Origin of the sequence: Lactiplantibacillus songbeiensis (genome assembly GCF_005405125.1) — a bacterium.
Taxonomy (GTDB): Bacteria; Bacillota; Bacilli; order Lactobacillales; family Lactobacillaceae; genus Lactiplantibacillus; species Lactiplantibacillus songbeiensis.
The window spans coordinates 58058-72678 of the sequence record NZ_BJDL01000013.1 but is presented as its reverse complement, the minus strand read 5'-3'; the positions used below and the strand labels follow the sequence as shown (position 1 = coordinate 72678).

Here is a 14621-nt window from a genome sequence, read left to right as displayed (position 1 = left end):
AATTCAGGTTCTAAATAAATATTTTTTTATAAGGAGTTTTGTTAATGATTTACAAAGTCTACTACCAAGAAACCAAAAAACGGAACCCACAACGTGAAACTACCCAAGCGCTTTATCTTGAAGCTGATACCGAAGTAGATGCACGCGTGCTGGTCGAAGATAATACCAAGTACAATATTGAATTTATCGAACCGTTAGAAGGTAACTTCTTGGATTACGAACAAAAAAATCCAGAGTTTCAACTAACGGAGTTTAATAAATGAAACGCCTAAACGTTAAAAATAACGAAACCGCTGTTTTTGCAGTCGGCGGTTTGGGAGAAATTGGGAAAAACACTTACGGTGTCCAATTCCAAGATGAGATTATTCTGATCGATGCTGGTATCAAATTTCCAGAAGACGAACTTTTGGGGATTGATTATGTTATCCCGGATTATTCTTACCTAGTTGCAAATCAGCAAAAAATAAAAGCTCTGGTTATTACGCATGGGCATGAAGATCATATTGGTGGAATTCCATTCCTACTACAACAGATCAACGTGCCAATCTATGCCGGTCCCCTCGCCTTAGCCTTAATTAAGGGTAAGCTGGAAGAACACGGATTACTTAAAACCACTGAGTTGCATGAAATCAACGAAGATAGCGTTTTAAAGTTCCGTAAGACACGGGTCTCATTCTTCAGAACGACCCACTCAATTCCAGACACAATGGGGATTGCCGTACAGACCCCACCTGGTACGATTGTGGAAACCGGGGATTATAAGTTCGACCTGACACCAATCACGAATCAGCCGCCGAACTTGCAAAAGATGGCTCATTTAGGGGAACGTGGTGTCTTAGCGCTGCTCTCTGATAGTACTAACGCTGAACGACCAATCTTTACGAAGTCTGAACGCTGGGTTGCCCAATCAATTCGTAAGATCTTTGAACAAGTTGAAGGCCGGATCATCTTTGCTACCTTCGCTTCCAATATCTCACGGATTCAAGAAGCTGCTCAAGTCGCGTTAGAACATCATCGTAAGATTGCGGTCTTCGGCCGTAGTATGGAGGCAGCGATTGTCAACGGTCGCGAATTGGGATACTTAAACATTCCAGATGATGCGATGGTTGATGCGAATGACATTAAATCCTTACCAGCCAACAAAGTCATGATTCTCTGTACGGGTTCACAAGGCGAACCGATGGCAGCCCTTTCACGGATTGCCAATGGGACTCATCGGCAGATTTCAGTCCAACCTGGTGACACGGTCATCTTCTCGAGTTCCCCAATTCCTGGGAATACATTGAGTGTTAACCACGTCATCAATGAATTGGAAGAAGCCGGTGCCCATGTCATTCATGGGAAAGTCAACAATATTCATACTTCCGGCCATGGTGGTCAAGAAGAACAAAAGCTGATGCTCCGTTTGATGAAGCCGAAGTTCTTCATGCCAATTCATGGGGAATATCGAATGTTGAAGATTCATACCGAATTAGCTGAACAATGTGGCGTCCCACTCGATCACAGCTTTATCTTGGAAAACGGTGATGTTCTAGCCCTAACCAAAGATTCCGCTCGAGTCGCGGGACATTTCGGAGCTGGTGATGTCTACGTTGATGGCTCTGGTATCGGTGATATCGGTAATGTTGTCTTGCGTGATCGTCAAGTACTTTCTGAAGAAGGCTTGGTCGTGGTGGTTGCCACCATCAACTTGCAGAAGAAAGAAATTCAGGCTGGACCTGATATCTTATCACGTGGTTTCGTTTATATGCGTGAATCTGGTGATTTGATCAACGAAGCCCGTAAACATGTTTTCCGGACTATTCGCCGCAAGATGAAGAGTGACAAAGCCAGTGAAGCTACGATTCGCAATGCCATCATTGATGATCTGCAAAGCTTCTTATTTGAGAAGACTGAACGGCATCCAATGATCTTACCAATGCTTATTATGAACTAACAACCTGCCGGAACGTACCTGTTCCGGCTTTTTGTGGTGTAAGGGTCAGTCTTGAACTGACGTGAACTTTGTGAGGTGTAACTTTGACGACTGAATACTATATCATCATTAACGAATTAGCTGGGTCCGGTCACGGGAAAGCCGTCTGGGAAACGGTTAAGCCACTGCTCGAACAACGTCAAATTCAATTTGAGTATCGCGTTTCAGCGTATGCCGGCCACACCACTTATCTTGCAACGCAATATGCGGCGGCCCACCATCATCGGCAACCGGGGGTGACGCCTGTCTTATTAGTTATCGGTGGTGATGGCACGTTAAATGAGGCCTTGAACGGCTTAATGGCAGCCCATTTAACCGATCCCATTCCCATTGCCTATATTCCAGGTGGTTCCGGCAATGATTTTGCACGGGGCCTGGGGATGGCTACCGATCCAGCAATCGCCTTAGCGCAAGTTTTAAACAACATGCGCGCCCGTCCCTTAAACGTGGGCTATTATCATGAAACTTTAAAAAATGAACATCGCTATTTCGTTAATAATGTTGGCTTGGGGTTTGATGCCCAGATTGTTGACGATACTAATCGTAGCCAACAAAAAGGCCGCTTAGGTCGTTGGTCTTATCTGAGCAATACCTTAAAAGCATTTAATGAACAAGAGGGCTTCCCATTAGCCGTGCACCTTGATCGGCAACGGGATAGCTATCGCCATGCCTTTCTATGTACGGTCTCTAATCATCCCTATTTTGGCGGTGGCGTCAAAATTTTACCGGACGCCGATATTTATGATGATCAATTAGAACTAATCGTCATTGAAGAACCACATTGGTGGACGGTCTTATGGTTATTCGCCCTCTTATTAATGGGCGGTCGCCATTTGAACTCCCGCTTTGTCCACCATTACCGTGCTAAACAACTGCATCTACTCGTTAATTCAGTAGAAGTTGGGCAAATGGATGGGCAAACAATTGGTAACCGAAATTATGACCTTTACTTCGATACCTTAACCTACCCTTTCTGGATTGACACCAGTGTCCAAGGTCAACATTAGGCCATAAAAAATAGCGCTAAGCTTCCAGCACCCCGTGCTGAGCTTAGCGCTTTATTTTTTGAGCTAACATTGCTTAATCTTCCGAAGCGTTAATTGCTTCCAGAAGCATGTCAAGCTGTTCACATTTCTCCGAAAGATGACTGACCCGTTCGCGTAAATGCGGATAAATCGTCACCACTCGTGAGCGATCCTGTTGTCGGACAACTAACCCCTTTAAGTGATCTAGTTCGGAATTAGCCTGTTGGTATTCCTCCAGAATCTCAAATCTGTTACTCACTTTAACACTCCCTTAGAACAATCTAATTCTTGGCCCCGTCGACCAAATTGTAAGATTAATATAACACGTTCACGTCACTTTGTGAACGCTAAATTTCAGTATTCTGAACCGAAGACCACTTCAGAATTTCAAAACCGATTGTCTCTAATTTGTCACAATCATCGTACTGACATGGCCTTGACACAGTATGTTGGCTTTAAACCCTTAGATTAGCCGTTTAAACCGGCTTTACCTCCATCACTGTGCAATTCTACGACGTTTACACAAAAAGGGACAACCAGCATCTGCTGGCTGCCCATTTTAACAATTTCAATCACTAATTTATTTAACAGTCCCGGCAAAACTTGGTGCGAAGTACGAACTAATTGTTTGAACTTCCACGTTTTGGCCTTCAGTTGGTGCTGCCACATATTGATTGTTGCCAAGGTAGATCGCATCATGATACGTCCCACCACGAGAACCCCAGAACAAAATATCGCCTGGTTGGGCATCCTTAACTGAATGAACAGAAACATAAGCTTCCTGTGCAGTCGTACTATGCGGCAAGGAAATCCCGGCTGCATGTTGGTAAACGTAGGCTACTAACCCAGAACAGTCCATCCCAGACAAGCTACTCCCACCATAAACGTAAGGAATATTCGCACTAGCTAACTTCATTGCTAAACCAGTCACAGAACCAGAGCTTAAGTTAGCCGTGTTAGCGGCGCTCTTAGCACTGCTGCTTTGTGTTTTAGCAGCCGTCGTCGCCGTATTACGCTGCGTCGTCGTTTGCTTAGCTGGCGTTTGTTTAGGCGTTGTCGTACTACTTTGACTGGCACTTGATTGCACCGTGGCAGCACTACTTTGTGCCGTCGTTGAGCTGGCCGTCGTTGCTGCTCGTTTTACAGTCGCTTTACGAGTCGTCCGCTTAACAGCGGTTTGCGTGGTGCTGGCACTCGCCGGCGTCGCAGCTGCCGTACTGGTCGTCGCACTAGTTGAACTAGCTTGACTGGTACTGCTGGACTTAGCAGCCGCACTTGTGGTTGATGATTGGGCTGCCTGGCTCGTTGTTGAACTGGCACTAGCTGGCGTACTTTGAGCAGCCGCACTCGTCGTTGACGTTGATGATTGGGCCGCCGTGCTCGTTGCAGTTGAGCTGCTAGCACTGGTGGCAGTCGTTGAACTACTGCTACTCGTAGATGCAGCCTTTTGAACGCCAACTACAATCCGACTACGTTTAGCGGTCGTTGGGGCCGTTGAGCTGCTCTGACTGGTGCTAACTTGACTCACACTAGTGGTTGAGCTACTAGTGGTCCTTGCTTGGGAGCTAACACTAGCATTGCTGCTAGCTTGGCTCGTTGAACTGGCACTAGTACTGGTTGCTTGACTAGGAGCCATTGCACTCGTTGTCCGAGTTGGTTTGGCACTGCTAGTTGATGAGGCAGCAGTCACCGTATTAGTGGCTGCATCTTCAGCAACGACTTTGTTACTGGTGGTACTAGTAGCGGCTTTCGCCGTTGTTGACTTAGCTGGCTTAGCATCACTTGGTAATACTAATTGTTCGCCAGTCACAATGACATCGCCGCTCATATGATTAAGCGTTTGCAATGTATGGACAGACGTTCCGTATTCATCAGCTAAATCCCAGAGCGTATCGCCAGCTTTAACGGTATATGTACCCTTTTCTGACTGATTGCTTTTAGAATTCTGACTAACTTGTAACTTTTGACCGACAAAGATTAAATCGGTATTGGCATCTAACGCTTTGACTTTATTTAACGTCTCGATACTTTTGACTGAAACACCATGTTCTTGAGCGAGGCTCCAAACGGTATCGTTTTGTTTAACGGTTACCGTAGCAGCATTGGCAGCTTGAGCTGTAGCAAACAGCAAACCAACGGCACCAACCGTACCGGCTAGGACCTTGCCCGTTGTATGTGCTTGTGACATTAACTCCACTCCTTTGGCATAATAACGCGAATTGATTGCCTGAATGACAATAAAAAATTTATAATTTTTAAGAAAAGCTTAACACCTTTTACAAATTATAACTTTATTGTAGCACACTTTAAAAAAATGCAAACTAGATTCACTTATTTTTTTGTAAAACGATTTGTTTATTTGGGTTAACAATTGACTAGATTGTTCGGTCAATAAACGTTGACAGACCAACCTTGCAGCCATATTCACTTAAACTAACAGGCTGATAGGTGTGATCGACTAATGACGACCGAAACCGTTACCAGGACCGTCTTTGACCACTCACAAAAAATTAAGATTTCTTAAACAAAAGACACGCTCACTAGTTGCGTGAGCGCGTCTAATTTGGTAACAATTAGATTCCCGGTGCAAATAAACTGTCGACCGGTTGTTGTTCATGAACTAGCTTAATCGCATCGCCCAATAACGGACCGACTGAAAGTTGTTCGAGTTTCTCAAATTGTTTAGCAGCTGGAATTAAGATCGTATCAGTCACGATCACTTTTTCCAACGCGGAATTTTGTAATTTAGTTGGTGCATCTTGTGAGAAGATTGCGTGGGTGGCACACCCATAAATCTTAGCAGCCCCCGCTTGTTTCAAGGCTGAGGCTGAAACGTCGAACCGTGTCCCCGTATCGATCATATCATCGATCACAATGGCAATACGGTCTTTAACGTCCCCAATAATACTGCTAGGAACAATGTCATCGTCATCAGGATGCCGATTATCGATAATCGCAATCGGTGCGCCTAATAATTCCGCCATCTTCCGCGCCCGTGAAACCCCCGCATGGTCTGGTGACACAACCACTAAGTTATCGGTAATCCCACGATCCTTAAAGTAGCTGGCCAAGATTGGTGCCGCTTGTAAGTGATCAACCGGAATATCGAAGAACCCTTGAATTTGAGCTGCATGCAAATCAACGGTCAAAATCCGGGTTGCCCGGTCTTTTTCTAAGAGGGTCGCAATTAACTTCGCGGTAATTGGTTCCCGTGAACGAGCTTTACGATCCTGACGTGAATACCCATAATAAGGAATGACCACGTTAATTTCACTGGCACTAGCTCGCCGTAACGCATCAATCATAATTAATAATTCCAAGATCGTATCATTGACTGGTTCAGAAATGGATTGAATCACAAAAACTTCCGCACCCCGAATACTCTCTTCAATATTAATTTGAATTTCACCATCGCTAAAGCGTTTCACCGAACTCTTCCCCAACGGGATACCGACCCGTTCAGAAATCTTCTTGGCTAATGGCATGTTAGAATTCAAAGCAAACAATTTAAGTTTGTTAGATGATTCATCTACTGACATAACGACCTCCAAAAATTAATTTCATGACAATTATAGGTTTAATTATAGCAGTATCCGCGCCTAAAAGCAGATAAAAACCGGTTAAATTTCAGAAATTCAACCGGTTTTTTCATCATTTTTTAGTGACCATTCAACAATATACAACAATTTAATGATAACTAAGCTTGATAGTGGCGTCTCGTGCTATCCGCTCAAGCTAGCTTATTTGCTAACTACAATAATCTAGGTTGTCCAACAATTGACACTAACAATCTCAATACACTATGATGATTGCATCATGAAATCAGCTGGCGTCACGCCCGCCATGCCAATCATCGGATCAATGGCCCCATTTTGAACCAAGATCGGTGTCAGACGATAATCAGCTGGTTGAGCTGGGACTTCATTGTCAGTTGCATCGCTTGAATCAGTCGCTGCTGATTCCGGCGCGGCACTACCTGAACTAGCTGGCTCTGTCGTCGTTTCTGTAGTAGGCACTACTTGATCCGCGTCACCAGCAAAGACTTGCTGAAGCCGTTTGGACAAGGTCGTCTGCCGATTGACAGATTCATTGCTGACGCTACGTTGAAAAGCCTGGACATCCCCAACCAAAATTAACATTTGTTCAGCTCGCGTCACCGCCGTATATAATAAGTTACGTTGCAACATCCGGGAAAATTGCGGGACCAATGGCAAGATCACCATTTTAAACTGGCTCCCCTGAGATTTATGAATCGACATACTATAAGCTAGCGTCAGTCGATTCCAATCACTTCGTTGATACGTGACTTCATTTTGCTCAAAGGCAATGGTGATTTGATCTTTTTTCGACTTGTTATGCGGATCTTTTGCCAAATCAATCCCCACGATTTTACCAATATCTCCATTAAAGACATTATCTTCTGGCGAATTAACGAGATGTAGCACTTTATCGCCAACCCGAAAGTTTTGACCATTATAAGTCAATTGCTTTTGCCGGGCTGATTTTAACGGGTTAAAAATACCTTGGACAGTTTCATTCAACTGATCAATCCCAGCTGCCCCCCGGTACATTGGGGCAAGGATCTGCACATCATCCGCTGAGAAACCGCGGCTCTGCGCCTTAGCAACAATTTGAGCCACAATATGATTGACCTGAAAAGCGCTACAGGCAATAAACGAGCGATCCTTTTGATTAACGGTAAAATCATCTGGCAACCGCCCATCTTTAATCGCATGGGCTAACGGGATAATACTTGAATCATCGTCTTGGCGATAGATCGTCGTCAATTCAATCTGCGGTAGCATCGGGCTGATTAACAAATCATGAAAGACTTGACCGGCACCGACTGACGGTAATTGATCTTTATCACCAACCAGAATGACTTGCATATGGCTTGGTACCGCCTGTAATAGTAGTCGGAATAAACTGGTATCAACCATCGACATTTCATCAATAATTAGAATACCACCTTCTAAATCTTTAGTTGGCATTTCTGGTCCGTCTTCACGACCGGTTAACCCCAACAAACGGTGAATCGTACTAGCCGGCAGCCCCGTCGTTTCAGACATCCGTTTCGCCGCACGACCCGTTGGTGCAGCTAATAGGATAGGAAAGGTTTTATCCTTATATTGATTAATATCTAGGGACACATCATGTAATTCTGCAAATAACGCGACTAAGCCGCGAATAATGGTCGTCTTTCCAGTCCCTGGACCCCCAGTTAATAAAAAGAGGTGCGACGTAATAGCCGACTTCAACGCTTGGGTCTGTGACGCATCGTAAGTCAGATTACTGGCTTTCGCCACGTGTTCAATCGCCCGGTCAACGGCCTTAGCCGACAGATCACCGTCATTATCAGCATCATGTAGCCGCTTTAAGTGCTCCGCGATGCCCCATTCAGCTTCATATAGAACCCGTAAGTAAATCCGATTTTCATCGCCGACCACTAAATTGTCCTTCGCTAGCCCAACTAATTGATCGGCTAACTTTTGCGGATCGACTGCTGTATTCCGTGAGGTTTCTAATAATTGCAACGTTGCACTCAGTAGTGGCTTGGCCGTGGTATAGGTGTCTCCATTCTGCGCACAAGTCTCATTGATTTCCGTTAGTAACGCCGCCCGCAACCGACTATCGGCTTGCGGATCAATCTTTAACTGCGCCGCAATTTGATCGGCCTTCTTAAAACCGACCCCTTTGATATCCTCAACTAGCTTATACGGATTTTCTTGGATCACAGTCAAGGTGTCACCCTGATACTTGGCATAAATAGCCGCTGCTAATCGACTCCCAAACCCATATGCGTTTAGACCGATAATGGTTTGTTCGAGCCCATTGTTCACCCGCAACGTATCCAGTAAAGTCTGTTGCACACTCGCTCGTAAGCCGATTGGTTGCAAAACTTTCGGATCGGCCAAGATTTTATCAATCGCATCATTCCCCAGGGTATCGACGATCCGTTCGGCGGTACGTTTCCCAAGACCAGGAAAATCATCCCCCGCCAGATACGCAATCAACCCACTACGTGAAGTTGGTGTTTCATTTTGGTAATTATCGGCTTGAAATTGGGTGCCGTACTTAGGATGTCGGACCGGCTTCCCCGTAAAACGATATGTCGCCTCTTCTTGAATATCGGCAAAGCTCCCAGTGACCACAATCTCATCTTCGGACCAATCAATATTTTGCTCAGTCACTTTAACTAGCAATACTTTATAAAAACTATCGGCACTACTAAAAAAAACGGCCGCAACTTTGCCGACGACAAAATGGGTCACCGTCTGACCTTCAAAATCAGGCGGGAATAAATTAGGTTCCGCCATCAAGACGCCTCCTTTCCTTATTGTTGATGACCTTTTTGATCAGCTAACATGGCTTCAATATCACTTAATTGTTGTTGATGCTGCTTATAATAAGTGGCATCGACTTGTTTGGCCTTAGCAAATAAATCGGCGTACGGTTTGCCAATGACCATGGCTGTCAAACCAGCGTTAAAATAAGCCGCACCTTGCTGGGGATCTTGTTGAATAACTTTTTGATAAAAGTCGTATGCCTGTTTGTTATTGCCTAACGCAAGTAGTATGTCTGCTACCAACAAATTCACGTCAGCCGCGTTAGGTCGTTGCTCTTGCGCCGTCACGGCCCACACTAAAGCATGTTGATAATCTTTCTTGGCCATTAAAGTTTGGGCCATCATCAGATAGGCATCCGTCTGCAACTTGGGATCTTTAATTTTTTGATAGTAGCTGATAGCCCGATCATACGCTTCAGCTTGATAATACACATTGCCTAATGCATACGCTAGTAAATCATAGGCGCGTGCATTCGTTTCAAACCGCCCTAAGGCTTTCATGGCTAATGCTTCAGCTTGCTCATAATCTTGACCGGCTGTTAACAAGACGACCAAATCATAGTACGCTTGATAATCATCTGGATGCGCATCAATCGTCGTTACGAGTTGATGAACCAGCGCTTGTTGTTGGGCTTTCGTCGGTTGACTAGTTTTTTGACTCATCTAATGACCTCCTTAAATCGTATCAGTTGGATCTGGTCGACGTGATAAGTATGACGTATCATTCCACAACAATAACTTGTAGCTCTTCCCCCGATCACGAGTCTCTAAAATTGTCGTACTCGTATTCGATAGGCCGCCACGATCACGTAACCTTGCCAAAGAAGCCCCTAACAACGTATTCACTAGTGCATTTAACGCCGCCCCATGGCTCACAATAATCACGTTATCCTCACGCCGCGGATTAGCAGCAACGATTTGATCAATCGCTGGTAGCATCCGTTTTAATAATTGTGGGAAGCTCTCCCCGTTAATCGCCGTCGGATCATATTGGTCCGGATAATTCCGAAAGTTGGCAAACTCAGTTGGATACTGGGCTTCAACATCGGTAAACTTCATACCTTCCATTTTACCCAAGTTAAATTCCCGTAACCGACTTAAAATCGTCACCGCTAAATCAGCCTGGGGTAATCCTTGCCGTAACGTCATAGCCGTATCGCGGGCCCGCTTCAACGGACTGGCATACACATGACTAAAGTGGATATCGCGTAACGCCGCTGCTAATTGATGAATTTCATCATAGCTGGCGGGCAATAACGGTGAGTCCCCCTGTGAGCCCTGATAGCGGCCCTCTAAGTTCCATTCAGTTTTTCCGTGGCGTACAAACAGCAGTTTTGTCAAAAGATTACTTCCTCATTCCGGCCACTAACGGCCCTTAAAGTTTACTTCTTATTATACCGTTTTAACGTCAGTTTTCAAAAGTGACAATCAGCTTCGATAAATTAGAATTATGTTAACCACACATTGAGAACACATGGCTTTCTCGAGCTTAGATCAAGCTCAGTTTCGAAGCACGTAGCGTGCCTTCAAAAGGTCCAGCCTGTTCGCCAGTTGACCGAACACCAAGTGGGTCAACACTAGCGATTTAAAATAATCTATTTTGCAATTTACCCTAGTCTTTTCCAACTAAACCAAGTAAATTAGAACTTAAGTACACTTCAAGGAGGCCACTAACCATGTCACTCGGGACTACCCTCAAACACGCTCGTCACCAGCTAGGCCAGTCACAAAAAGCAATCGCTACGGGCCTCTGTGCGCAATCAATGCTATCAGCTATTGAAAACGATCACTACACACCGAATGCCAAGCTACTCCTCGCACTTTGTCGGCGACTCGATATTTCACTGGAGGCGATTAGTCTTGCAGACGACTTTGCCATCAGCAACAGCGACCCATTAAACACCCAGATGCAACAACTCTGTAATCAACACCGTTATCAAGACCTGAAACAATTTCTAGGTGATCCCGCAACACTAGCCATGGTGACCACGGCCCAACAAACCCAAGCCTATTATTACTATCTCGGCGTCGCCCAACTCCATGTCGACTCTCAATTAACGGCAGCCACCCAAAACCTCACCTTCGCCATGACAATGACTGAATCACGGCACTTAACACTGTTGACACGTCTTGCAATGGCATCGCTGGCTACGCTTGCAGCCAAGCAACATCATCAACGTCGTGCCAAGCAGTTGATTAATCAAGCGCTAGCCAACATTGACCAAAGTTCCTATGAAGAAAATCTAAATATTATTTTTTACCTAGCCGCGCTAACGGCCTACTTCTTATCTGACAACCAACTTGCTGCTAACCGGCTCCAAGCAGGCATCACTTTTATTACTGCCCACAACTCGCACTATATGTTAGCCAACAGTTATCGACTATTAGCGGAGCTAGCGACACGAGCAGGACGTGCTGATGAGGCCACTATTGCCACTCACAAACAACAGTTTTTAACCGATCTCTTCCACGAAAAAGTACCCAAGGCTTTTTGAACTATCAGTATACTGATTTTTAAAAATCATGTTAATCGCTTAAAGTAAGACCATCCAATCTTAGGAGGTCTTTTTTATGTCCGCTAATCGTTTTCAAACACCAGCCACCATTAAGCCACATGGGTCAATTCAGGCTATTCAGCAACAGAGTTACCAAGGTATCGATGATCTACAACTAACGACTCGACCTGTGCCTAAGCTCAACCCATTAGCCGTGCGTATCGAAACGCGCTACACCCCCGTAATGCCCTATGATATCCTAACTGAAACCGGGCAGCTCCAGCAAATTCGTCCCGTTAAGTTACCCATGGTCCTTGGCTACGGCTTCGGTGGCATCGTTCGAGAAGTCGGCCGGTTACGACAGCCATCATTGCTAAACCAACCAGTAATCGGGATTCAACCATCCGGCAGCCACCAAGAGCAGCTGCTGTCAACGTTACCGCCCTTACTGTTTCGAGTACCGCAAGACGTCTCACTGGCAGCAGCGACGACGCTTATCGGTGGCGCCGATGCCGCTTACTTTGCTTTTAAAAAAAGTCGGCTTCAACCAGGTGACACGGTACTGATAACCGGTGCTAGTGGCAGCGTTGGGACTTACTTGATTCAGCTGGCACACTTATTTGGCGTCCATACCGTTGCGGTCGGTCACACCAGTCGCCACGACTTACTGGCTCGGCTAGGCGCTGAACAAGTCATTGACTATGATCGACCCTTGATTGATCAAGCCAACTCACTAACGACCGTCACTCAAGTCATTGATTTAGCGGGCGCGACGACGCTGCTAGATCGACTCACCCCATATTTGGGGCCAGTCCGCATCTGGTCGTTAGCACAACCACATTATCGCCCTCGCCCACAACAAGTTTTCACATTTATTAGCGGTGCAATCATGCCTAAGGACTACCAATGGTTACTCCGTCAGTTGGCCCAACAAAAATTAACGGCTGTTATTCAAGAACAACACCCGTTTACCGCTGTCAAAACGGCGCAACATCACTTGTTAGACCAACATTCAGCCGGCCGTATCTTGCTGACTTATCATCAGGAGGTGCGTTAACCATGCTGCTAACATTAATGACGAATTGGTCACAGTTGTTTTCATATTTTTTAACACTCTGGGTGCTGATCTGGGGTATACGGGCCGTTTTGACTGTCCTCGTTTTGGGCAGCTTAGTCTGGTTATTTAGGCAACATTATCACGGCCACTGACTCAAGCCTGTGATCACTAACAAATTAAACCCAAAAAACGACCGCCAGCAATTACTTACCTTGCTGGCGGTCGCTTGGTGATCACGACCTATTGCGTTGGCACCACCGCTAAGGTCCACGTTATGGTGCTTTGATACTTCGTCGCACTTGCCAGTGGACTAGCTGCGAGCTCTAGCTTGCTGGCCGTTACATCAAAACTCTGACTTTCGTAACCACTCTGCGTATAAATTGGTGTTTCCGTATTATTAGCGGTAATCAGCTGATCTAACCGGGCATTCGGATCATCTAACTCAAGTTGAGCCGTGCCTAATTTACCATTATCACTGCCACTGGTCGACCCAAATGGCGCAAGGCTAGCCGATAATTGCCAACTGCCGCCCACGGTACGATCATCGGTGACACTTAACGTCCCTTCATTATTGCCATCATAGGCTGGACCGCCGTCAATGGCCGTATCCGTTGTCGCTAACGTTGTGCCCTCACTGAGGGTCTTCAGATCAACGGACCCAAAGTTAAAGTTAGGCACCGCCGTTAAGGTTAAATTGCCACCTTTCGTCACCGTCAGCAACGCCGCATTCGTGGTAACTGTTTTAACACTCCCATTCACGGTATAGTTCAAGGCCGCATAGTAAGATGTCTGATCATCAGTCGCATTCGTCGGACTATCGATCGTATAACTACTTGCCGTCGAGTTTAGCGCTGTACTAGTCCCATCCTTGACGCGATACCAGTTTTTGACAGTCATGCCACTTGGCACATCAGCCAGCGTAAACGTTGCTGCCGTGCCTTCTTGTACCGTGACGTTTTGCAACGACCCAATCGTGATCTTGACACTATCACTATAACCATTAACCGTCCCAGTAATCGTGACCGTCCCATGATCATCCGCGGTACCGCTAGTATCACTAGCCGCCGCAGTTGCCGTCACATCACCATAGCTATCAACCGTGGCTAGCGAGGTATCACTGCTCTTCCAAGTCACGGGATCAGTCGCCTCAGCTGGTGATAAGTCAGCGTAGACCATCGTACTCTCACTATTATTCAACGAAGTCGTATCCGCACTAACCTTAATCCCAGTTGCCGGAATTCGGCCAGGCGTGATGGTAACCGTGGCAATCCGTGACCAATCATTTGAGAATAACCCAATCCCAGTAAAATCATACTCTACTTGGAATAATAACGGTGTTGGCTTAGTCACACTTGGCGCCGTAAAGCTATAAGTTGAACTGTTGGATCCCACTTGGCTATAAGTCTGGCCATCGTCAGTTGACTCCCACCAAACATACTTCCGACTACCAAACGGATTGGTCACCGCTTCTAGTGCGCTCCGGGTTGCGGTCGCCGAAAGCGTAACCGTTTGACCAGCAACTTGGTTGGAATCAATCGGTTGTTGGGTAAAGCCACCGGACAGGTTCAGGCCTAATACCGAACTCGGCGCAGAACTGGCTGGTTGTGGCGCACTAGTAGCTGCTTGGCCGCAAATGGCATAGCCACTCCAGCCTAGTAAAACCAGCAACGCTAACAATAACTTGAACCGCCAAATTTTCGGTTGTCTGCACATCGCCAGCACC

12 protein-coding genes are annotated in these 14621 nt (G+C 45.9%); 5 read left to right on the top strand and 7 right to left on the bottom strand.

The annotated features are described in order from the left end of the window. Nucleotides 1-44: 44 nt before the first annotated feature. From FFM77_RS05905 to FFM77_RS05895, 3 genes are all read left to right on the top strand, one after another. Complete coding sequence (locus FFM77_RS05905; protein WP_137634836.1) at nucleotides 45-263, top strand: DNA-directed RNA polymerase subunit epsilon; 219 nt, start codon at nucleotides 45-47, stop codon at nucleotides 261-263. Continuing rightward, entirely contained in the window at nucleotides 260-1936 is a 1677-nt protein-coding gene (gene rnjA, locus FFM77_RS05900; protein WP_137634835.1) for a ribonuclease J1, read from the top strand. The genes FFM77_RS05905 and rnjA overlap by 4 nt, the downstream gene beginning before the upstream one ends. A gap of 83 nt (nucleotides 1937-2019) precedes the next feature. Next, nucleotides 2020-2982 carry a diacylglycerol/lipid kinase family protein gene (locus tag FFM77_RS05895; protein ID WP_137634834.1) on the top strand — a complete coding sequence of 321 codons (963 nt, stop codon included), beginning with the start codon at nucleotides 2020-2022 and terminating at the stop codon, nucleotides 2980-2982. Nucleotides 2983-3055: 73 nt separating this feature from the next. On the opposite strand, the gene FFM77_RS05890 is transcribed toward FFM77_RS05895, so the two are convergent. The 6 genes from FFM77_RS05890 to FFM77_RS05865 all read right to left on the bottom strand — a co-directional run bounded on the left by FFM77_RS05890 (nucleotide 3056) and on the right by FFM77_RS05865 (nucleotide 10687). Beyond that, nucleotides 3056-3259: a hypothetical protein gene (locus FFM77_RS05890; protein ID WP_137634833.1), complete on the bottom strand. Its 204-nt coding sequence runs from the start codon at nucleotides 3257-3259 to the stop codon at nucleotides 3056-3058. A gap of 321 nt (nucleotides 3260-3580) precedes the next feature. Next, on the bottom strand, nucleotides 3581-5188 hold the full coding sequence (locus tag FFM77_RS05885) for a LysM peptidoglycan-binding domain-containing C40 family peptidase (RefSeq protein ID WP_137634832.1): 1608 nt from the start codon (nucleotides 5186-5188) through the stop codon (nucleotides 3581-3583). A 385-nt stretch (nucleotides 5189-5573) separates the two neighbouring features. Next, nucleotides 5574-6539 carry a ribose-phosphate diphosphokinase gene (locus FFM77_RS05880; protein WP_137634831.1) on the bottom strand — a complete coding sequence of 322 codons (966 nt, stop codon included), beginning with the start codon at nucleotides 6537-6539 and terminating at the stop codon, nucleotides 5574-5576. A gap of 261 nt (nucleotides 6540-6800) precedes the next feature. Beyond that, nucleotides 6801-9317 carry an SF1B family DNA helicase RecD2 gene (gene recD2, locus FFM77_RS05875; protein WP_137634830.1) on the bottom strand — a complete coding sequence of 839 codons (2517 nt, stop codon included), beginning with the start codon at nucleotides 9315-9317 and terminating at the stop codon, nucleotides 6801-6803. 17 nt (nucleotides 9318-9334) lie between these two features. Next, nucleotides 9335-10009, bottom strand: a complete 675-nt coding sequence (locus FFM77_RS05870; protein WP_137634829.1) for a tetratricopeptide repeat protein — start codon at nucleotides 10007-10009, stop codon at nucleotides 9335-9337. A 12-nt stretch (nucleotides 10010-10021) separates the two neighbouring features. Next, complete coding sequence (locus tag FFM77_RS05865) at nucleotides 10022-10687, bottom strand: histidine phosphatase family protein (protein ID WP_137634828.1); 666 nt, start codon at nucleotides 10685-10687, stop codon at nucleotides 10022-10024. Between the two features lie 335 nt (nucleotides 10688-11022). Between FFM77_RS05865 and FFM77_RS05860 the strand changes: the two genes are divergently transcribed. Continuing rightward, the gene (locus FFM77_RS05860; protein ID WP_137634827.1) at nucleotides 11023-11841 is read left to right on the top strand and encodes a helix-turn-helix transcriptional regulator; all 819 of its coding nucleotides are present in this window, start codon (nucleotides 11023-11025) and stop codon (nucleotides 11839-11841) included. Between the two features lie 76 nt (nucleotides 11842-11917). Then, a complete protein-coding gene (locus FFM77_RS05855) occupies nucleotides 11918-12898 on the top strand; it encodes a quinone oxidoreductase family protein (protein WP_137634826.1) in 981 nt (326 codons plus the stop codon). Between the two features lie 240 nt (nucleotides 12899-13138). Here FFM77_RS05855 and FFM77_RS05850 read toward each other — a convergent pair whose 3' ends face one another. Then, nucleotides 13139-14611 (bottom strand): Ig-like domain-containing protein, encoded by a 1473-nt coding sequence (locus tag FFM77_RS05850; protein WP_137634825.1) that lies wholly within the window; start codon nucleotides 14609-14611, stop codon nucleotides 13139-13141. Nucleotides 14612-14621: the final 10 nt, after the last annotated feature.